The sequence below is a fragment of the Williamsia sp. z71 genome (assembly GCF_059553375.1).
In genome coordinates this window covers 724,210-742,994 of record NZ_JCANWX010000001.1, presented here as the reverse complement: position 1 = coordinate 742,994, position 18,785 = coordinate 724,210, and the positions used below count along the sequence as shown (strand labels likewise).

General features: G+C 66.2%; 20 protein-coding genes. 4 read left to right on the top strand and 16 right to left on the bottom strand.

The window, feature by feature from the left end:
- Window positions 1-164: 164 nt before the first annotated feature.
- From AC51GR_RS03205 to AC51GR_RS03195, 3 genes are all read right to left on the bottom strand, one after another.
- Window positions 165-1,223: a phosphotransferase gene (locus AC51GR_RS03205; protein ID WP_496323179.1), complete on the bottom strand. Its 1,059-nt coding sequence runs from the start codon at window positions 1,221-1,223 to the stop codon at window positions 165-167.
- Window positions 1,220-2,314: a TIGR03857 family LLM class F420-dependent oxidoreductase gene (locus AC51GR_RS03200; protein ID WP_496323178.1), complete on the bottom strand. Its 1,095-nt coding sequence runs from the start codon at window positions 2,312-2,314 to the stop codon at window positions 1,220-1,222. The genes AC51GR_RS03205 and AC51GR_RS03200 overlap by 4 nt, the downstream gene beginning before the upstream one ends.
- Window positions 2,315-2,422: 108 nt before the next feature.
- Complete coding sequence (locus AC51GR_RS03195) at window positions 2,423-3,289, bottom strand: LLM class F420-dependent oxidoreductase (protein WP_496323177.1); 867 nt, start codon at window positions 3,287-3,289, stop codon at window positions 2,423-2,425.
- A 278-nt stretch (window positions 3,290-3,567) separates the two neighbouring features.
- On the opposite strand from AC51GR_RS03195, the gene AC51GR_RS03190 reads away from it, so the two are divergent.
- Window positions 3,568-4,833, top strand: a complete 1,266-nt coding sequence (locus tag AC51GR_RS03190) for a lipase family protein (protein ID WP_496323176.1) — start codon at window positions 3,568-3,570, stop codon at window positions 4,831-4,833.
- 45 nt (window positions 4,834-4,878) lie between these two features.
- On the opposite strand, the gene AC51GR_RS03185 is transcribed toward AC51GR_RS03190, so the two are convergent.
- Entirely contained in the window at window positions 4,879-5,301 is a 423-nt protein-coding gene (locus tag AC51GR_RS03185; protein ID WP_496323175.1) for a winged helix-turn-helix transcriptional regulator, read from the bottom strand.
- A 134-nt stretch (window positions 5,302-5,435) separates the two neighbouring features.
- Between AC51GR_RS03185 and AC51GR_RS03180 the strand changes: the two genes are divergently transcribed.
- On the top strand, window positions 5,436-6,311 hold the full coding sequence (locus AC51GR_RS03180) for an aldo/keto reductase family oxidoreductase (protein ID WP_496323174.1): 876 nt from the start codon (window positions 5,436-5,438) through the stop codon (window positions 6,309-6,311).
- A 31-nt stretch (window positions 6,312-6,342) separates the two neighbouring features.
- Here the strand turns inward: AC51GR_RS03180 and AC51GR_RS03175 are convergent, their stop codons facing one another.
- The 4 genes from AC51GR_RS03175 to AC51GR_RS03160 all read right to left on the bottom strand — a co-directional run bounded on the left by AC51GR_RS03175 (window position 6,343) and on the right by AC51GR_RS03160 (window position 11,302).
- The gene (locus AC51GR_RS03175; RefSeq protein WP_496323173.1) at window positions 6,343-7,473 is read right to left on the bottom strand and encodes a prenyltransferase; all 1,131 of its coding nucleotides are present in this window, start codon (window positions 7,471-7,473) and stop codon (window positions 6,343-6,345) included.
- 3 nt (window positions 7,474-7,476) lie between these two features.
- Window positions 7,477-8,190, bottom strand: a complete 714-nt coding sequence (locus AC51GR_RS03170) for a class I SAM-dependent methyltransferase (protein ID WP_496323172.1) — start codon at window positions 8,188-8,190, stop codon at window positions 7,477-7,479.
- A 9-nt stretch (window positions 8,191-8,199) separates the two neighbouring features.
- Window positions 8,200-9,462, bottom strand: coding sequence for a glycosyltransferase family 4 protein (locus AC51GR_RS03165; RefSeq protein WP_496323171.1), 1,263 nt, complete (start codon window positions 9,460-9,462; stop codon window positions 8,200-8,202).
- 121 nt (window positions 9,463-9,583) lie between these two features.
- Window positions 9,584-11,302 (bottom strand): FAD-dependent oxidoreductase, encoded by a 1,719-nt coding sequence (locus AC51GR_RS03160; RefSeq protein ID WP_496323170.1) that lies wholly within the window; start codon window positions 11,300-11,302, stop codon window positions 9,584-9,586.
- Window positions 11,303-11,587: 285 nt separating this feature from the next.
- Between AC51GR_RS03160 and AC51GR_RS03155 the strand changes: the two genes are divergently transcribed.
- On the top strand, window positions 11,588-12,397 hold the full coding sequence (locus AC51GR_RS03155; protein ID WP_496323169.1) for an acyl-[acyl-carrier-protein] thioesterase: 810 nt from the start codon (window positions 11,588-11,590) through the stop codon (window positions 12,395-12,397).
- Window positions 12,398-12,408: 11 nt separating this feature from the next.
- Here AC51GR_RS03155 and AC51GR_RS03150 read toward each other — a convergent pair whose 3' ends face one another.
- From AC51GR_RS03150 to AC51GR_RS03125, 6 genes are all read right to left on the bottom strand, one after another.
- The gene (locus tag AC51GR_RS03150) at window positions 12,409-12,963 is read right to left on the bottom strand and encodes a DUF3558 domain-containing protein (protein WP_496323168.1); all 555 of its coding nucleotides are present in this window, start codon (window positions 12,961-12,963) and stop codon (window positions 12,409-12,411) included.
- The gene (locus AC51GR_RS03145) at window positions 12,960-13,523 is read right to left on the bottom strand and encodes a DUF3558 domain-containing protein (RefSeq protein WP_496323348.1); all 564 of its coding nucleotides are present in this window, start codon (window positions 13,521-13,523) and stop codon (window positions 12,960-12,962) included. The genes AC51GR_RS03150 and AC51GR_RS03145 overlap by 4 nt, the downstream gene beginning before the upstream one ends.
- Window positions 13,524-13,565: 42 nt before the next feature.
- The gene (locus AC51GR_RS03140; protein ID WP_496323167.1) at window positions 13,566-13,952 is read right to left on the bottom strand and encodes an RNA-binding S4 domain-containing protein; all 387 of its coding nucleotides are present in this window, start codon (window positions 13,950-13,952) and stop codon (window positions 13,566-13,568) included.
- Window positions 13,952-14,149 (bottom strand): hypothetical protein, encoded by a 198-nt coding sequence (locus tag AC51GR_RS03135; RefSeq protein ID WP_496323166.1) that lies wholly within the window; start codon window positions 14,147-14,149, stop codon window positions 13,952-13,954. The genes AC51GR_RS03140 and AC51GR_RS03135 overlap by 1 nt, the downstream gene beginning before the upstream one ends.
- Window positions 14,150-14,243: 94 nt before the next feature.
- The gene (locus tag AC51GR_RS03130; protein WP_496323165.1) at window positions 14,244-14,990 is read right to left on the bottom strand and encodes a DUF4873 domain-containing protein; all 747 of its coding nucleotides are present in this window, start codon (window positions 14,988-14,990) and stop codon (window positions 14,244-14,246) included.
- A complete protein-coding gene (locus AC51GR_RS03125) occupies window positions 14,987-15,916 on the bottom strand; it encodes an AurF N-oxygenase family protein (protein ID WP_496323164.1) in 930 nt (309 codons plus the stop codon). Before AC51GR_RS03125 ends, AC51GR_RS03130 begins: the two co-directional genes overlap by 4 nt.
- A gap of 151 nt (window positions 15,917-16,067) precedes the next feature.
- Here AC51GR_RS03125 and AC51GR_RS03120 point away from each other — a divergent pair, with 151 nt between their 5' ends.
- Window positions 16,068-16,571: a MarR family transcriptional regulator gene (locus AC51GR_RS03120; RefSeq protein ID WP_495514828.1), complete on the top strand. Its 504-nt coding sequence runs from the start codon at window positions 16,068-16,070 to the stop codon at window positions 16,569-16,571.
- 164 nt (window positions 16,572-16,735) lie between these two features.
- Here AC51GR_RS03120 and mmsB read toward each other — a convergent pair whose 3' ends face one another.
- Window positions 16,736-17,605, bottom strand: coding sequence for a 3-hydroxyisobutyrate dehydrogenase (mmsB, locus tag AC51GR_RS03115; protein ID WP_496323163.1), 870 nt, complete (start codon window positions 17,603-17,605; stop codon window positions 16,736-16,738).
- The gene (locus AC51GR_RS03110) at window positions 17,602-18,783 is read right to left on the bottom strand and encodes an acyl-CoA dehydrogenase family protein (protein WP_496323162.1); all 1,182 of its coding nucleotides are present in this window, start codon (window positions 18,781-18,783) and stop codon (window positions 17,602-17,604) included. Before AC51GR_RS03110 ends, mmsB begins: the two co-directional genes overlap by 4 nt.
- Window positions 18,784-18,785: the final 2 nt, after the last annotated feature.

Below are 18,785 nucleotides of genomic sequence, written 5' to 3'. Positions count from 1 at the left end.
CCTTCGGATTGATGTCAGCCGGAGCGGCGCCCGCGCGACATTGCGGAACGTCATCTCGCACTATGCGATAGTGCCAAGGTGTCGAAGGGCTGTCAATCGGGCATCGCAGCGTTAACCGCGGCGTTCCTCGGAGGTAACACACCGAGCTCGCCGCCCGCTCGGATTCAGTGGGCCGCGCGCGCGGACGTCAGGGTGTCGAGATCTCGAATCGCCGCACACGACCGCGAGACCATCGCCGCGAACATGGCGTCGCCGCGGTCGGTCCGGGTGCCGTAGGCGCATCCGAACACCGAGATCAGCGGGCCCTGGATCATCGCGAATCGATAGTCATCCCAGCAATCGTCGATGCCGTACTCCGTTACGCCGTGGTCGGTCAGCGCCCGGTGGTAGCTCGCGACGAGGCCGGATTCGTGTTCGCGTCGAAGATCCGGCGTCAGGCTGGTGCCGATGAAATAGGCCAGATCGCGCGCGGGCAGGGCCAGACTCAGGGTCTGCCAATCGATGGCGACCACACCCCGGCCGCCACCGGGAGGGAAGAGCAGGTTGTCGAGCCGGTAGTCGCCATGGACAAGCGCGAACCGCTGCGCCCGGCCGCACGCCCACACCTGCGCCACCTCAACACAATCCCGCAGCGTCGAACGGTCATCGACCGAGATCATCTCGCCCAGTGCGTCGATGAAGATGTCGGTGGCCGGACCGTACAGTTCGGCGAGCAGCTTTGTGTCGTCGGGTCCGTTGACCGAGAGCCCGTCGACGTCGAGCAGCGTGGGATCACACCACCGCGGGCCATGGAGCCCGGCGAGGTTGACCACCGCGTCACGGGCCTGGGCCACCGAACATCCCGCGAGCTGATCACCCTGCTGCGACGGGCTCATGTCCTCGAGCAACAGGGTGAAATCTGCGCCGCTGTCGGAGATCGCCGCGTAGTGACAGTGCGGACTCCTCACAGCGACGGTCGATGCGAGGTCGGTGTAGAAGCGGGCCTCGGACCGGTAGACGCCGGACAGCATCTCCCGGGTCGCCGGATCCGCGGCGGGCAGCTTCGCAAGAAGTCGCTGCGGCACAGCCGTTCCGCTCAGTTCCAGCCGGTAACAGGTCCCGATCTGACCGGTCCCGACAGGCGTGGCCGCGACGGCCTCGACGTTCGCCCCGAGTATGGCCGAGAGCCACTCGGTGGTCAGCTCATCGGGTGAGGTGACGATGGGCGCGGTCACCCCGGTCATGAGGCTGCCCGTCCGGGATTGGCCGGCAGCGCATCAAACCGGCCGGCCGGACGGACCGAGCGCCAGGCGTCGACCACCGGGCCGAGCTCGGTCGGCGTGGCGCCGTGCATGATGACTCCGTCGGCACCGCAATCGAATTGATCCGCGATCCGGGCTGCACACCGGGCGGCACTGCCGGTCGCGGACGCGGCGAGCCAGTGCTCCGGGAGCAGTTCGGCCACCCGATTCAGATCGTCGACGGTCCCGACCGCATCGAAGGCCCCGGCGAAGCTCTGCACGAACTCGTCGCCCCGGAATCGGTCGAGATCGGCTTGATCCCAACCGTTCATCTCGACCAGCACCTGGCCGTAACCCTGCAGGTACGTCGCCATCCGGCCGACGAGTTTGCGTAGTCGCAGTTCCTCCGGGATGGAATCCTCGACCGTCGCCAGCACCGACCAGATCCGCACCGATGCCGGGTCGCGCCCCGATTCGGCAGCCGCCTTCCGGATCGTCTGCACCGCGTTGTGCAACGTCTCGTCGCTGAAAAAGGTATGCAACACAACGCCATCGGCGATTCGGCCGGCCAGCTTGAGGGTTTTCTCCCCGATCGCCACCATCATGATCGGGATGTCCTCGTCGAAGGACGCATCCTGCATGAGGAACGGGTACTTGCCCGCCGGACCGTCGTGACCGGCCACCGCACCACCAGACCAGAGTGTGCGGTAGATCCCGACCACGTCCTCCAACTGCGCCGAGGTCACCCGGGGCAGGCCCATCACGTCGAAGAGCATGTCGAAACCGCGCCCCAGACCCAGCGCATATCGGCCACCGGTCAACCGATGCAGGGTGGTCGCCATCGTCGCGGTGACCAGCGGATGGCGGGTGTTGTGATTGGTTGCCGCCGAGGCGATTCCGATCTTCTCACTGACCGCCCCCGCGGCTCCGGCCATGACGGCGGCGTCCTTGGTGTTGAACCGCTCGGAGAGGAAGATCGACCCGATGCCCAGCCGTTCGGCGAGCTCGACCTCGCCGAGCAGATCACGAGGACTGTTCGCGTGCCCGGCCAGTCCATAACAACCGAGTTCCGGAAGATCGACGTGAGCATCCATCTGCAGCGTCCTTGATGTTGTGTGAATTCCCCTGGGCTACGGCTACTTTGGCACGCTCGACGGTGATATGGGCACGTTCGGCGGTATTTAGGGCACGGTCGGCGGTATTCAGGGCACGGTCGAGGGCTGGACCAGGCCCAGCTTGCCTGCGAGCTTCGCCAAGTAGGCACCCGCCTTCTCCACATTGTCGTCGGGCACGCCGTACAGGACGGTGGTGACGCCGAGTTCGCGCCACTGGTCGAGTTTCTCGGCCACCGGCTTGAAGTCGAGGACCACGATCTGCGGCGCACCCTCGCGACCGGCGTCGGCCCAGATCTGTTGCAGCAGCCTCACCGAACCCTCGATGTCCTGCTCCCCCGGCGTGGTGATCCAGCCGTCCGCAGTGCGGGCGATCCACTTGAAGTTCTTCTCGTTGCCCGAGGCGCCCACGAGCACCGGCGGACCGGGCTGCTGGACGGTCTTGGGCCAGGCCCACGAGGGCCCGAAGTTGACGAACTCCCCGCTGTACTCGGCTTCCTCCTGCGACCAGAGCGCGCGCATCGCCTCGATGTACTCGCGCAGCATCGTCCGCCGACGCTTGGGCGGCACGTGGTGATCACCGAGTTCGTCGAGGTTCCAACCGAAGCCGACGCCGAGGGTCACCCGGCCGCCGGAGAGATGATCGAGGGTGGCGATGCTCTTGGCGAGCGTCAGCGGGTCGGACTGCACGGGCAGGGCCACGGCGGTACCGAGCCGGACCCGCGAGGTCACCGCGGCCGCGCCGCTCAGCGACACCCAGGGGTCGAGCGTGCGCATGTAGCGGTCGTCGGGCAGGGACGAGTCACCGGTCTGCGGATGTGCCGCGTCGCGCCGGGTGGGGATGTGGCTGTGCTCGGGAACGAAGTACGCATCGAACCCCGCCTCCTCGATGAGCGGCGCGAGCACCGATGGCGCAAGGCCTCGATCGCTCGTGAACTGGACGATCCCGAAGTCCATGGTTGCAGCCTTTCCGCGGAGAATCCGACGTACCGAAGCGATGTGGACGAGTGACTGGACACCAGTCCGGCGAACTTCAGAAATATAACACGTTCCAGATTTGCCGGGCGCCGTTCGCGGCGGCCGGCAAACCAACAGTTAGCAAGACTTAGTACATCCGTGTGCCCGCCACCACACCCCACTCTGATAACGTCCCGACTCACAGAAGTTACCGGCGGGTAATGCCGCCGACAGAACGCCGATGGGGGCGATGAATGCGGATATCACGGTTGATATCGATGGTTGCGATTGCAGGATTGGTGCAGGTCGCGGGGGCGACCGCGGTGGCCGAGGCCGAACCTGACATCTTCGGCGGGTTCTACACGCCGCCTGCCGACATCACCGCTGACGCCGGGACCGTGCTCAAGACCCAGTCGATGCCGCTCTACGCCTCGATTCCCGGCCGCAGCGGCTCGTGGCCGGGCGAGGGACAGCGGATCATGTACACCTCCGCGCTGCAGGACGGGACCCCCACCGCGGTCACCGGCAGCTTCGTCGAACCCGCAGCCCCCTGGCGGGGCGAAGGCGACCGGCCGACGATCGTCATCGGTCCGGGCACCGTCGGCCAGGGCGACCAATGCGCACCCTCCCGGAACTTCTCCACCGCCCTGCGCGTGACGGACGATCCTCTCTCCGCGTCGATCAACTACGAGGTGATCGCCGCCGACCGCTGGCTGGCCGAGGGTGCCCGGGTCTTCATGACCGACTACATCGGGCTCGGCACACCCGGGGTGCACACCTATGTCAACCGGGCCGAGGGAGCACACGCGATACTCGACGGCGCCCGGGCCGCGCTCTCACTGGGCGATGACCCGGACGCCCCCGTCGCCTTCTGGGGCTACTCGCAGGGCGGCGGCGCGGCCGCATCGGCTGCCGAACTCCAACCGGTCTACGCGCCGGAGCTGAACGTCAAGGGAACCTTCGCCGGCGCACCGCCCGCGGACCTGCTCGATGTCCTGCCCGCAATCGACGACAACCTCATCGCCGGGGCGATCGGCTACGCGCTGAACGGGTTCGTCGAACGCAACTCGGAGCTTGCCGAGATCGTCGACGGTCGGGTCACCTCGCACGGCCGGGGTGTCCTGAAGCAGATCTCCACCGAGTGCATCGGTGACAGCATCCTGAATCATCCGTTCCTGTCGACCTCGGACCTGACGAAGGACGGCCGGTCGATGCTCGACAACCTGAAGGAGATCCCGGCGGCCCTGGCGATTCTCGAGGACCAGGAGATCGGCAAACTCAAGCCGACCTCCCCGGTGCTGGTGACCAACGGCCTCGACGACGACGTCATCCCCTACGCACAGGCCCGGCGGATGGCCCGGAGCTGGTGCGATCAGGGCGCAACGGTGGAGTTCCGCAGCAACGGGATCCCACCGATCCTGTCCGGCACCGCGGCCAACCACGCACTGCCGATGATCACCGACGGCGTACTGCCCGGCGGCGGCGTCGACTACCTGCTCGACCGGTTTGCCGGAAAGCCCTTGTCTGGCTGCCAGTTCAACTGAGTCCGGCTGCCAGTTCAACTGATCGAGTACGCGCTGGACGGGCCGTCAGGCCGTGCGGGCGTCGTATGCCGCGCGGTTCTCGTCCACCTCGTCCATGTGCGTCTCGGCCCAGTTCTTCAGGCCGCGCATCAGGTGACGCAGTGACAGACCGAGATCGGTGAGTTCGTAGGAGACCGTGACGGGGACGGTGGCGGTGACGGTCCGCGTGATGAAGCCGTCGCGCTCCAGCGAACGCAGTGTCTGCGTGAGCATCTTCTGACTGACGCCGGCCAGCGCCCGGGACAGTTCCGAGAAACGCATCGGACGGGGGTCGTCGGAACCGTTGCCGCCGCCGAGGGCACACAGGATCAGGGTGACCCATTTGTCGGAGAGCCGATCGAGCAGTTTGCGGCTGGGACACACATCCAGGAATGCGTCGTATTCGAGCTTGGCCTGTGCTCGTTGCTGTGCCGCCGTCGTCGTGGTCATCGTCTCCTCCATCTCACCCCCAGGTAACCAAGGCACTTGAAAGTGCCCACTTCCCAAGGGGAAGCTACCGGACGATCGTGAAGTAGGGGCGCCGGCCGGCGCCAACGCGCGATCGACCCGAAAGATGCAGACATATGAGCACGCTGTCCCCAACACTGCCCGGTGGCACCTGGACGCTCGGCGATCTGACCGTCACCCGCTTCGGCTACGGCGCAATGCAACTCGCCGGCCCGTGGGTCATGGGCCCGCCCGCCGATCCCGACGGCGCGATCGCCGTCCTGCGCGAGGTCGTCGGTCTGGGGATCACCCATATCGACACCAGTGACGCCTACGGTCCGCGGATCACCAACCAACTGATCCGCGAAGCACTGCACCCCTACCCGGACTCGCTGCACGTCGTGACGAAAGTCGGTGCGCAGCGCGACGATCAGGGTGGCTGGCCGACGGCACGAGAGCCGGAGCAGCTGCGTCGTCAGGTCGAGGAGAACCTCGAATCGCTCGGCCTGCAGACCCTGGATCTGGTGAACCTCCGACTCGGCACCGCCGAGGGGCCGGCGGCGGGCCCGGTCGGTGAAGCGTTCACGACGCTCGTCGACCTGCAGCGCGACGGCCTCATCCGTCACCTCGGTTTGAGCAACGTCACCGCCGAGCAGGTTGCCGAAGCACAGGGCATCGGACCGATCGTCTGCGTACAGAACATGTACAACCTCGCCCACCGCCGGGACGACGAGCTGATCGACCGGCTCGCCGCGCAGCGCATCGCCTACGTACCGTTCTTCCCGCTCGGTGGGTTCAGCCCGCTCCAGTCATCCGCGCTCTCCGCCGTGGCCACCCGGCTCGAAGCGAGTCCGATGTCGGTTGCCCTGGCCTGGCTGCTGGACAGATCACCGAACATCCTGCTGATCCCCGGCACGTCGTCGATCGCGCACCTACGCGAGAACATCGTCGGTGCCGGGCTCACACTGTCCGATGACGACCTCGCCGAGCTGGACACCATCGGATGCCGATGACCGCACCGCGCCGCGGACAGCCGAACCCGCATCATGCAGTGGCGCAACCACACCCGCCCGAACCGGTCACACCGATGCGGGCCGCCACCTGATCGGCGTCGCGGAAGATCCCGTTGCCGGGGGTGGTCCGGCTCAGTGCATCGGCCGCGAGCACCACCGCAGCCGAGGTCCAGCAGCTCTTCTCCACCGGCCAGCGTTTGCCGTCGGCGAACACCAGCCCGGTCCAGTACGAGCCGTCGGGATCACGCAGATGTTGCATGTCACCCAACAGCAGGGTGGCATCGGCGGTGTCGCCCAACGCATCCAGCGCGAGTACCAGTTCACAGGTCTCGGCACCGGTCACCCACGGCCGATGATCGACACAGCGGATACCCAGGTCGGTGACCACGAAGTCGTGCCACCGCGCCGCGATCAGTTCCTGTCCGGCGCGACCACGGATCGCACCACCGAGCACCGGGTAATACCAGTCCATCGAGTATTCGGGCTTGGGCTCGAACAGTTCCGGATGGCTCCGCAGCGCATGGCCCAGGGCCAGCAGTGCGGTCTCCCAGTCATCGACCGGCCGGCACAGTTCGTTGCCGATCATGATCGCGCAACCGAGTGACTGATGGATACTGGCGTTGCCGGTGATCAGCGCGCTGTGGTACATCCCCTCGTGGGCACCGGTCTGCGTCGGTAACGGATGGGTTGCACCCCAATAGAATTCGCCGCCGGGTGCCTGGAAGGCGGCCACCAGGTCGATGGCCGCCGACACCGTCGGCCACATCCGCTCCAGGAAGCGGACGTCCCCGGTGATCAGGTAGTGATGCCAGACGCCGACGGCTATGTACGCGCAGAAATTGCTGTCGGTGTTGGCGTCGGTCACCTCCCCCGCCACCAGCCGGATCGGCCAGGAACCGTCTTCCCGCTGCAACCGCCGGGACCACTCGTAGGCCGCCTCCGCCTCGGGGATCAATCCGGTGGCGGACAGCGCCATCGCCGACTCGATGTGGTCCCACGGGTCTGTCTGTCCACCGGGGAACCACGGCAGCGCACCCGTCGGTTCCTGCATCGCGGCGATGGCCCGGCCCGTCGCCAGCCATTCGTCGACGGTCAGGATTCCGGCGAGGTTCGGCAGGTGGTCGAGGTCCGGCGCGTCCGTCAGGTTCGGCAGGTCGGCCATGGATCAGGCCGGCTTCTGTAGGTACAGGATCACGCTCTTGCCGATCACCGGGTTCAGGATCTGCTCCCCCACCCGGGTCAGCTTCGGCGCGCTCATCATGTCCCACACCAGGAGCTTGTGGTAGGCCTTCACCAGCGGGTTGTCGTTCTTCTCCACGCCCACTGCACATTTGAGCCACCAGTACGGCGCGTGCAGTGCGTGGGCATGGCCTGTTCCGGTCACCTCGAGTCCGGCATCACGCAGTTTGCCGGCGAGTTCGGATGCCTTGTAGATCCGGATGTGCCCGCCCTCGTTGGCGTGGTATTCGTCGGAGAACGCCCAGCAGACCTTCTCCGGCCAGTACCGCGGGACCGTCACCGCGGCCAGACCACCGGGCTTGAGGATGCGCGCCATCTCTGCGATGGCGTCCGTGTCGTCCGGGATGTGTTCGAGGATCTCCGACATCAGGACCACATCGAACTCGCCGTCGGCGTACGGAAGCCGCAGTGCGTCACCGACTTCGGCGCGCGCCTTGGACGAGGCCGGAACCTGGCCCTCGGCGATCATGGCGTCGAACATCTCCGCGACCGCGGCCATGTCGCTCTCCGACTGATCGAAGGCGATCACGTCGGCACCACGCCGGAACATCTCGAACGAGTGCCGTCCCTGCCCGGCCCCGATGTCGATCGCCTTGCAACCCGCTCCGACCCCGAGTCGATCAAAATCAACGGTTAACATCGCTGCCCCCTAGTGCCCGAACGTTTCTGACTGGTTGAACTCATCGATCGCCTGCTGATAATTCTGAGCGGTCTTGGCGGCAACGGCCGACCAACTGTACCGGTCCTCGACCCGGGCGCGACCACCGGCGCCGAGACGATCCCGTAGTTCCTTGTTGCCGAGCAGCGACCCCAAAGCGGTTGCCAAAGCGCCCGAATCCATCGGCGGCACCAAGATCGCCGCCTCTTCCGCCTCCCCGACCACCTCGGGGATCGCACCGGCGCGGGTGGCCACCAACGGGGTCCCGCAGCTCATCGCCTCGACCGCGGGCAACGAGAATCCCTCGTACAGGGACGGCACGCAGGCGACTTCGGCCGAGGCGAGCAACGCCGCGAGCTCGTCGTCGTCCAGGCCCGAGACGACCTCGACCGAATCACGGATCGCGAGCTCGTCGATCCGGGTGTCCGACGGTCCACCGGGGACCAGCTTGGAGACCAGCTTGAGCTCGACGTGTCGTTCGGCGCGCAGCTTCGCGACCGCTTCGAGCAGGTAGGACACGCCCTTGAGCGGGGCGTCGGCACTGGCGACACACACGATGCGGCCGGGCACGCGCTGCGCCCCGGGCCGGAATTGCTCGGTGTCGACCCCGAGCGGGATCGTCGTCAGCCGGCCTTCGGGGATGCCGAAGGCCTTGCGGATGTCGACCTCGCTGCTGCGGGACACCGTGAGCAGGCGCGGAATCCGGCGGGCCACGCGGCCCTGCATCGCCAGGAAGCCGTGCCAGCGTCGCGCGGTGATCTTGCGCCACCCCTTCGCCGCCTTCACCGCGAGCTCCCGGTCCCGGGTGATCGGGTGGTGAATGGTCGCCAGGACCGGCAATCCGTCGCGCTCGATCTGCAACAGCCCGTAGCCCAGACACTGGTTGTCGTGGACGACGTCGAAATCGTCGGTCCGACGTCGCAGGAGCCGGGCGGCACGCAAACTGAAGGTCAGTGGCTCGGGGAATCCCGCGGTCCACATCGTCAGCACCTCGAGGGCGTCGATCCAGCTCTTGATCTCCCACGGCCACGGTGTCCGGAACGGATTGACGTCGTTGTAGAGATCCAGGCTGGGCACCTTCGTGAGCGTGACGCCCGCGGCGATCGCCTTGTCGTCCAGGTCGGGGTACGGCTGGCCCGAGAAGACCTCGACCTGATGTCCGAGCAGGGCGAGTTCCCGTGACAGATGACGCACGTACACGCCCTGTCCACCACAATGAGGCTTACTTCGGTAAGACAGCAGTGCTACGCGCATTGTGACCTTTCGTGCCGGGCCTGGTGGCCGTAACCGTATCCGTCGGAGAACGTGCCCTGCTGGTTCGACAGAACACTGCCGGGGCCGGCCGGATTCATCCGGCCGGCCCCGCATCGGTTGCCTAGGCCTTGGCGGCAGCCTCCATGGCCTCGATGCTGACGAGCTTGATCCGTCGTCGTCCTGCTTCTTTGCCCGCGGTGCGTTCGGCGAGATCGATCTTCTTCCAGCCGGCGCCATCGATCCGGTCGGCACCCCGCTCCGCGATCAGTGCGGGGATCTCCTCCCGCGATTTCACCGGGTCGGACAGTTTGCCCTCGGTGAAGTCGGCGATGACGGCCAGCGCGGTCTCCTGACCACACAGCCGGTTCATGCCGATCCCGCCCGTGGCCCCGCGCTTGATCCAGCCGGTGACGTACACGCCCTCGACCCGATCACCGCCGGGCGATTCGAGCACCCGGCCGCCGGTGTTGGGCACCACGCCCTGACCGCCGTCGAACGGCACCCCCTGCAGCGGCAGACCGGTGTAACCGATCGCCCGCATCACCACACCGGCAGGCAGATCGAACTCTTCACCCGTGGGCCTGATCGCCACCCGGCTCGATGCCGGCCGTGGCGCGTCGCCGGAGTTGTCCGCCGACTCGTCCGGGGCGTTCACGAACTCGTTGCGGGCGCAACGGACCGTCTCGACCCCCTCACTCGAGCCCTTGATGGCCAGCGGCGACACCAGATATCGGAACACCACCCGCTTGTTTCCCTCGGTCGGTACGCGCGCCGCGAACTCCTCGGCGATCCGCACCTTGGTGGCGATCGTCGAGTCGAGGGTTCCGGCGTCGCGGGCAGCCTGGTTGGCCGCATCGAGCACGAGCTCGTCGGGATCGATGATCACGTCGACCCCGTCCATGTCGCCCATCGCGAGGAACTCCGAGTTGGTGTACGCGCCCTGTGCCACACCGCGACGGCCCAGGATCACGACCTCGGAGACATTACTGCTGCGCAGCTTCTCCAGGGCGTGGTCGGCGATATCGGTCTTGGCGAGCTTGTCGGGGCTGTCCAGCAGGATCCGGGCCACGTCGAGGGCGACGTTGCCGTTGCCCACCACGACCACCCGCTCCGCGGAGAGGTCGAAGTCGCGATCGGCGTAGTCGGGGTGGCCGTTGTACCAGGCCACGAAATCGGTCGCGGCAATGCTGCCGGGCAGATCCTCGCCGTCGATGCCCAGATGCTTGTCCGTCGAGGCACCGTGTGCGTAGATGACGGCGCCGTAGTGGTCGGTCAGGTCGTTGTGATCGAGATGCTTACCGACCTCGACATTGAGGTAGTACTCGAAGGTCCGCTTGGCCGCGGTGGACGCGAAGGTCTTCTCGACACCCTTGGTGGACGGATGGTCCGGGGCGACACCGGCGCGCACCAGGCCGTACGGGGTCGGAAGGCGATCGAACATGTCGACCCGGATCGAGCTGTGCCGAACCAGTTCCTCGGCCGCATAGAAGGCGGCAGGCCCGGCCCCGATGATCGCGACGTGGAGCTCTTTGTCGGCCGGTAGCGGCGGCTTCTTACGCGGGGCCACCAGGCCACCCGACACATCGTGGTCGGTGTAGTAATCCGCGTTGATCTGGAGGTAGCGCTCCTGGCCCTCATCGAGCGCATCGTCCGGGAAGATCGCCTCCACCGGGCACTCGTCGATGCATGCACCACAGTCGATGCATGTGTCCGGATCGATGTACAACATCTCCGCAGTGGCGAACTCCGGCTCATCCGGCGTCGGGTGAATGCAGTTCACCGGACAGACGCTGATGCAACTGGCATCGTTGCAACAAGGCTGCGTGATCACGTGTGCCATACGGCCCCTACCTCGACTACTCTCGTCGTTCCAAAAAAATGGAACCTGTTCCAATTTTTACCCTGTATTCGCCCGGCGGCCAACTACCGGGCCGCGACGAGGAGTTTCTCTTCAGTCCCCGCGACCGAGTAGACGTGTCAGAGGTCATCTTGCGACAGCTTCTGTTACGCCGGTCCCACAAAGGTAATGCCACCCGCCCGATTACGAGAAGCCCATATGCTGCGATCCTGGTGTCGAGCTTCGCAGGCGCCCCGGTTGCCGCGACGGAAAACGAAAGGACCCGAAATGCCGGATTCGCCGATCGACGCTGCACTGAACCCCATCGAGCTGCCGGATATCAAGGCTGGCGCCCGTCATTTCGAATCGAATTACCGGGTCCGGACGGGTGATGTCGACCAGTCGATGCGATTGCGGTTCGACGGTTTGACCCGTTATCTCCAGGACGTGGCCAACGACAACCTCGAGGCGACCGACTTCCACGTGTCCGATCCGTTCTGGATCGTCCGGCGCACGGTGATCGACGTGATCCGGCCCATCTCCTGGCCGGCGAACGTGAAACTGGAGCGCTGGTGCGGCGCGTTGTCGACCCGCTGGACCAACATGCGGGTGCGGGTCACCTCGACCCACGAGACCAATCGGTTCAACCCGGAACCTCGCGAAGACGGCCTCATCGAGACCGAGGCGTTCTGGATCAACGTCAACGACCAGGGAATGCCCTCACGGCTGACCGACGAGGCGTTCGAACTGCTGAGCCGCTCGACCGACGAGCATCGACTGCGGTGGAAGTCGATGAACACCGCCACCGCGCCCGAGCCGTCGGCGACCGACCGGCCACATACGCTCCGGGCGACCGACTTCGATCCGTTCAAGCATCTGAACAACGCCGCGTACTTCGCCGTGGTCGAAGACGAACTGCTCGACCACGAGGACCTTCTCAAGGGCCCGCATCGCGTCGTCATCGAATATCTGCGTGCCATCCAGCCCGGAGCGACGGTGACGATCCGGCGCCGCCGCGAAGATGATCAGCTCCGGCTGTGGCTGATCGACGGCGACCAGGTGGCCGCGACCGTCACCATCACCAAGCGTCCCGCCTGATCACTGCCGCATCACTGGCCGCCGCCGAGCAGTATTTCCATCAACTTGGTCGGCGCCGCACAGGGATCGCCAATCGGAGTGGTGCTGCGTGGCTCGACGAACCAGGTGTAGATCCCGCCGCCGGGCGCCCGGGCGGTGATCCCGCATGATGCCGGACGGGCCGGGTTCACCTGCGTGAACGCGGTGACGCTGGCGACCTTCACGTTCTCGGTGGTGTAGCCGAGTTCTTTGGCCGTCGACTTCTCGACCTCGATGTCGCCCCATTCGAACCAGTTGAACGTGACCTCGGTGACGACCGGGCCGTTGACCGTCCACCGGCAGATCGCACCGAAGAAACTCGGTTCGGCGAGCGTGCCGCCGACGGCGTTCGCGATGGATTCCGGCGCGATGATCTCGCACTCGTAGAGCAGCCGTTTGTAGTCGTCGGTGTCGACGTTCCCGTCGGCGGTGCCACCACCGCCGCCGATTGCGGTGGCGTCCCCGTCCACTGCCCGGGTACAGCCCGCGAGCAGCGCGACCGCAGCCAGCACGGCCATCACGAGCGGTGCGACCCCGCGGCGGGTCATGTGGCGTTCTCGATCGATCGGGTGGCCAGCGTCTTGGCCACCTCACAGATCTCGGCCCGGCTCGGATACGCCTGCCCCGGCGACTGGAGGCCGTAGGTGACGGACCACTCGAAGAAGTCGGCGCCGAAGTCGATACCGATCTCGCAGATACCCTCACTCGATCCGATGAACCCGCTGTGCCCGTCGATGGTGATGTCCTCGATCACGTCGCGGGAGAGCTGGATGGTGGCACGTTCGCGGCCGATCGGGCTGCCGCGATACCAGTTGAACGACAGCTGCGGCCCGAGTTGCTCTTGGGCAGTGACCCATTCGCACACCGATGGGTTGTTGATCGTGTTCGTCAGACCGGCGATCTTGGAGACCGCGGCGACGTCTTCGGTGGTGACACCGCCACACTCACCGAAGAACGGGCCCTGGCCGGCCTTACCGGTGGGTGCGTCCGCCCTGGTTGTCCGGTCGGTGTCGGCGGAGCTGTCATCGGAGCAACCCACCATCATGAGCATCGCCGCGAACGCCGCCACCGTCACCGCCCCGATCCGATTCCTGCGCGCCGAGGTCATCACAGATTGCAGTGTAGAGAAGTGTTCGTGCCGTCGGCCTGATCAGCTGACATCTTCTCGACCGAGCAGCCGGTCCGTCTCGCGCCGTTCGCGTTTGGTGGGACGGCCGGTCCCCCGATCCCGCCGGGGCAGCGAGGCGAGCAGTTCCTTGGGTGGTGGAGGTGGGCTGTGGTCGATGAAGCACTCCGCCGCAACCGGTGGACCGACCCGTTTGGACACGACCCGGGCGACCTCCACGATCCGATCGCGACCGGCGACCCGGATCCGGACCTCGTCGCCGACCGCCACGTGTTGTGCCGGCTTGGCCGGGGTTCCGTTGACCTTGACGTGGCCACCGCGACAGGCGGAGGCGGCGGCCGACCGGGTCTTGGTCAGCCGGACCGACCAGATCCAGCTGTCGACCCTGGTGCTCGGTTGCGCGCCGGGCATCAGTTACTGAGCAGTTTCCAGAGGGTGGCGCCGCCGGCGATGACCCCGACGATCAGGGCTATCCAAAAGTTGGTGATGATCCACAGGACCCCGAAGACGATCACCGCGGGGGCCAGGGCGAACAACACCATCCCCGGATGCGCGGCGACGGTCTGTTTCATCGCCCGGGTGCGGGCTCTGTCGATTTCTTTGGCCATGGCTCCTCCTCGACCGGGCGCGACCTCGGCAGTCGCACGCGCCCAGTCTACGGAGGATCACCCGGTGCGAGGAACATCCGACCGAGGGAGGCGTTCAGCCTCGGACGAGGAGTTCGGCGTCATCGAGCCGATACGGCGGTGCTCCGACGCCGGTGATCCGCACGGTGCCCCACGGCGTGACCTCCGCGAGGCGCGCCGGTACCGGTTCGGCGGAATCGACCGCGACCTCCACCGCGCTGACCCGGGCGTCCTTGAGCGCGCGGGCCTGTTCACCGAAGACGATTCCGGCCCAGTGGTATTGGCCGTCGAGCGGGTCGAGGTAGCCCTGGACCCGGATCCGGGCGACGAGCTGCTCGTCCTCGTGGCCGATCTGCGCCGGCCCGTCGTAGACGCCCTCATCCCGGATGTCGGCGGAGCTGAAGTCGTAGTCGAAGGGATCGAAACGCCGGAGTTCACGGGATCGTTTGCGCTCACCACCGTTCGCCCGGACGTACCCGAGCCAGGACCGTTCGATCGGCACCCGCACCTGCACCCGGCTCGAACCGGATCTTGCCAGTTCGTCGATGGCCGCCCCGATGTAGTCGACGGAGGAAGCATCGACGTGGAAGAGGTTGGCCTGCCGGCTGCTGACCACGCCGAGGTAGTTGTCGTCGGGCGCGACATTCGAGGTGATCAGGATCCGGCTGTGGTTCTCGTCGTCCCAGAGGTCGCTCGTGGCGCCGAACTCCCCGACCGCCGCCACGTCCGTGACCGCGATGTCGAGCTGCGATCGGCGCAGACGCTCCGCCATCGCCGACATCACCGGTCCCGCGCCGATCAGGCCCACGCGTGGCCCGCTCATCCGAGGAACCCGGCCTTGCGCCACGCGCCTCGGGAGAACCGGGTCATCAGACCGTTGTCCTCGAGGAACTGCGCGAGGTCGGCGAACCCGAGCCGCTGCATCTGGTGAAAGTTCGGATTGCTGCGGGCAGCCCGGGTGGCCTCGCGTTTGTCCAGACCCGCCCGTGCGTACATGGCCGGGTTGGTGAAGAGGTACTTGAACCGCATCGCGGCCAGCCCGTGCAGGTTCGCGGCCACGAACCGCTCCCAGCGTCCGCGGGTGCTGCGGCGGCGGACAATGCCGTCCCTGGCGAAGCCGATGTGCCGCGACTCTTCGGTGACGTGGATACGCATCAGCCGCGAGACCAGCGGTTGCAGCTCGGGGTCGTCCAGCATCTCCCGCTGTAGGGCGTCGAAGATCTCCTCGCCGACCAGCGCGGCGACCCACATCAGCGAACCCCGCAATCCGAAGGGAAGCACCAGCATGATCATTCGTTCCCACCCGGCCATGCCGTAGGAGCGGGCGCCGCTGCGTTCGATGGCGCGCCCGAACATCACCATGTGGCGGCATTCGTCACCCATCTCGGTCAGTGCGTAGTGACTGACCGACGACGCCGGATCCTGTTTCAGAAGTCGTTGCAGCAGAGACCGATTGAGCAGGTTCTCGAACCAGATGCCGATCGAGAGGATGTTTGCGAGCTCCTGCCGGGACACCTCGATCCGCTGCTCGGTGGTGAGGTTGTTCCACAGGTCGGTGCCGTACAGGCTGCAGATCCGCGGCGGCAGAAAATACTTGTCCGGGTCGAGGGGCGCATCCCAGTCGAGGTCGACTACCGGTGAGTACGACCGCTTGACCGAACCGCTGAGCAATCTCGCGGCGATCGCTTCACGACCACCGGACGCCTCGGATTTCTGGGCTGCGGAACGGGATCGGGCTGGCGCTGACATCGGGCCTCCTGATGGCGGGGTAGCGGTTCGCTGAACCCGACGCTATTCGCCACCTCACAATGTGTCAATGGTCACTGTCACATAAACCAGTGGCGACGTTGGGGGACGGCACCTACCGGGCCGCGCGTGGGCCCTGCTGTTGAATAGGGGGATGCCCAGCGACTTCCCAGACGACGACCCCATCGCCGAGGCTCGACGGAACTGGGAGGCGGCCGGATGGGGTGACGTGGCCGTCGGCATGCAGGCCGTGACATCGGTGATGCGGGTCCATCAGATCCTGCTCGCCCGGGTCGAGTCCGTTCTCAAGCCGTGGGGACTGAGCTTCTCGCGGTTCGAACTGCTGCGTCTGCTCGCGTTCAGCCGGCGAGGCGCACTACCGATCACCAAGGCCAGCGACCGTCTCCAGGTGCACGTGACGTCGGTGACCCATGCGATCCGCCGCCTCGAGGAGGCCGGCATGGTCCGCCGCGTACCGCACCCGACGGACCGCCGCACCACACTCGTCGAGATCACCGATTCCGGGCGCGAGACGGTCGAAGAAGCAACCCTGGCGCTCAACCGCGAGGTCTTCGGCGACGTCGGGATGACCGAGTCCCAGGCCAATTCACTGGTCAAATCCATCAACGCGGTACGCAAGCACTCCGGCGACATCTGACGATGGATGCCGAGCTCTCCTCGAACCCATACTCGTGAGGGCTCCGAGAGTGGTGGCCGAGGCCCGAGGGTGAGGGCACAACTTCGCTCACCGTTCTCACGCCCGCGCGGTCTGCAGACGGCGCGGGTGTGAGTTCGGTGAGCGAAGTGGTGGTGCGAGATCGATCAGCGCAGGGTTTCGATGATGGCGCTGAAGTCCTTGGCGCCATGCTCGGTTGCGTAATCGGCATACAGCGTCGCGGCATGCTCACCCAGCGGGGCGATCGCACCGGTCGACTCGACCGCGGCCATGGCCAGGCCGAGGTCCTTGTTCATCAGAGCGGTGGCGAACCCGGGCTTGAAGTCGTTGTTCGCCGGTGATGTCGGAACCGGTCCGGGCACTGGACAATTGGTGTGGACCGCCCAGCAGTTCCCGGTGGCGCCGGTGATCACGTCGAAGAGCGCCTGAGCTTCCAGGCCCAGCTTCTCGGCGAGTACGAACGCCTCACCGATCGCGATCTGCTGCACGGCGAGCACCATGTTGTTGCAGACCTTCGCAGCCTGCCCCGCGCCCGACCCACCGCAGTGGATCACCTTGCCCGCCATCGGATCCAGGATGCTCTGTGCGGCCACGAAGGCTTCGTCGCTGCCACCGACCATGAAGGCCAATGTGCCGGCATCGGCACCCTTGACACCACCGGAGACCGGCGCGTCGAGCTGCGCGAATCCGTGGTCGGCCGCCTGCTGATGCACCGCGCGGGCCTCCTCGACCGAGATCGTCGAGGAATCGATGAGCAGCGCACCGGTTTTGGTACCGGGCAGGATCTGCGAGTAGCAGTCGACGACGGCCTTGCCGTGCGGCAGCATCGTGATCACGACGTCGGCGTCGGCCACCGCCTCGATCCCGCCGGCGAACACCTCGATGCCGTTGGCGGTGGCGGCCGCGGACGCCTCCGGCGACGGATCGAAACCGTGCACGGTGTGTCCGGCCTCGACCAGGTTCTTGGCCATGGGTCCGCCCATGTGGCCCAGACCCAGAAACGCGATGGTGCTCATAGGTATTGCCCCTTTGTCGACTTGTCGGCCTCTGCCCGGCCGATCACAACCCGCATGATCTCGTTGGTGCCTTCCAGTATTCGGTTCACCCGGAGGTCACGGACGATTTTCTCCAGACCGTATTCCTTCAGGTACCCGTATCCACCGTGCAACTGCAGCGCCTGGTCGGCGACCTCGAAGCACGTGTCGGTGACGTAGCGCTTGGCCATCGCACACAGCTCGACCTTGTCCGGATGGTCGGCGTCGAGCGCGCCGGCGGCCCTCCAGAGGATGAGCCGCGACGTCTCGAGTGAGGTGGCCATGTCGGCGAGCGTGAACCGGATGGTCGGTTCGTTGATCAGCTTGCCGCCGAAGGCTTCCCGGTCCGAGACGTAGGTGATCGCCTTGTTGTAGGCCGCCTGCGCCCCACCGAGCGAACAGGCCGCGATGTTGATCCGGCCCCCGTTCAGACCGTTCATCGCGATGCCGAATCCCTTGCCTTCTTCTCCACCGAGAAGATTGGCGGCCGGCACCCGGGCACCCTCCATGATCACCTGCGCGGTGGGCTGAGCGTTCCAGCCCATCTTCTGCTCGTTCACACCGAAGGACAGGCCCGGGGTGTCCGACGGCACGATGAACGTCGAGATGCCGCGTGGCCCTTCGGCACCCGTGCGGGCCATGATGATGTACACGTCGGAGACGCCACCGCCGGAGATGAACTGCTTCACCCCGTCGAGGATGTAGTGATCGCCGTCCCGAACGGCCTTGGTACGCAACGCCGCAGCGTCACTTCCCGCGGCCGGCTCGGTGAGGCAATAGCTCGCGATGGCCTCCATCGAAGCCATCTTCGACGCCCAGTTCTGGCGCTGCTCGTCGGTTCCGTAGGAATCGACCATCCACGTGCACATGTTGTGGATCGACAGGAACGCGGCAGTGGTCGGATCGGCCTTGGCCAATTCTTCGAAGATCCGGACACCGTCGATCCGACGGAGTCCACTGCCACCCACGTCCTCGCTCGTGTAGATCCCGGCCATGCCGAGTTCGGCGGCCTCGCGCAGTTCCTGCGCCGGGAAGTGCTTGCGCTCATCCCAGTCGAGGGCGCTGGGCTCCAGACGCTTGCGCGCGAAGGCCGCCGCGGTATCGACGATGACCTTGTCGTCCGCGCTCAGATCGAACGGCGAAAAGGTCTCAGCAGACATCG

Coding starts and splice junctions, on each gene's coding strand:
- AC51GR_RS03205 (WP_496323179.1), bottom strand. CDS start 1,223: ATGACCGGGGTGACCGCGCCCATCGTCACCTCACCCGATGAGCTGACC.
- AC51GR_RS03200 (WP_496323178.1), bottom strand. CDS start 2,314: ATGGATGCTCACGTCGATCTTCCGGAACTCGGTTGTTATGGACTGGCC.
- AC51GR_RS03195 (WP_496323177.1), bottom strand. CDS start 3,289: ATGGACTTCGGGATCGTCCAGTTCACGAGCGATCGAGGCCTTGCGCCA.
- AC51GR_RS03190 (WP_496323176.1), top strand. CDS start 3,568: ATGGTTGCGATTGCAGGATTGGTGCAGGTCGCGGGGGCGACCGCGGTG.
- AC51GR_RS03185 (WP_496323175.1), bottom strand. CDS start 5,301: ATGACCACGACGACGGCGGCACAGCAACGAGCACAGGCCAAGCTCGAA.
- AC51GR_RS03180 (WP_496323174.1), top strand. CDS start 5,436: ATGAGCACGCTGTCCCCAACACTGCCCGGTGGCACCTGGACGCTCGGC.
- AC51GR_RS03175 (WP_496323173.1), bottom strand. CDS start 7,473: ATGGCCGACCTGCCGAACCTGACGGACGCGCCGGACCTCGACCACCTG.
- AC51GR_RS03170 (WP_496323172.1), bottom strand. CDS start 8,190: ATGTTAACCGTTGATTTTGATCGACTCGGGGTCGGAGCGGGTTGCAAG.
- AC51GR_RS03165 (WP_496323171.1), bottom strand. CDS start 9,462: ATGCGCGTAGCACTGCTGTCTTACCGAAGTAAGCCTCATTGTGGTGGA.
- AC51GR_RS03160 (WP_496323170.1), bottom strand. CDS start 11,302: ATGGCACACGTGATCACGCAGCCTTGTTGCAACGATGCCAGTTGCATC.
- AC51GR_RS03155 (WP_496323169.1), top strand. CDS start 11,588: ATGCCGGATTCGCCGATCGACGCTGCACTGAACCCCATCGAGCTGCCG.
- AC51GR_RS03150 (WP_496323168.1), bottom strand. CDS start 12,963: ATGACCCGCCGCGGGGTCGCACCGCTCGTGATGGCCGTGCTGGCTGCG.
- AC51GR_RS03145 (WP_496323348.1), bottom strand. CDS start 13,523: ATGACCTCGGCGCGCAGGAATCGGATCGGGGCGGTGACGGTGGCGGCG.
- AC51GR_RS03140 (WP_496323167.1), bottom strand. CDS start 13,952: ATGCCCGGCGCGCAACCGAGCACCAGGGTCGACAGCTGGATCTGGTCG.
- AC51GR_RS03135 (WP_496323166.1), bottom strand. CDS start 14,149: ATGGCCAAAGAAATCGACAGAGCCCGCACCCGGGCGATGAAACAGACC.
- AC51GR_RS03130 (WP_496323165.1), bottom strand. CDS start 14,990: ATGAGCGGGCCACGCGTGGGCCTGATCGGCGCGGGACCGGTGATGTCG.
- AC51GR_RS03125 (WP_496323164.1), bottom strand. CDS start 15,916: ATGTCAGCGCCAGCCCGATCCCGTTCCGCAGCCCAGAAATCCGAGGCG.
- AC51GR_RS03120 (WP_495514828.1), top strand. CDS start 16,068: ATGCCCAGCGACTTCCCAGACGACGACCCCATCGCCGAGGCTCGACGG.
- mmsB (WP_496323163.1), bottom strand. CDS start 17,605: ATGAGCACCATCGCGTTTCTGGGTCTGGGCCACATGGGCGGACCCATG.
- AC51GR_RS03110 (WP_496323162.1), bottom strand. CDS start 18,783: ATGTCTGCTGAGACCTTTTCGCCGTTCGATCTGAGCGCGGACGACAAG.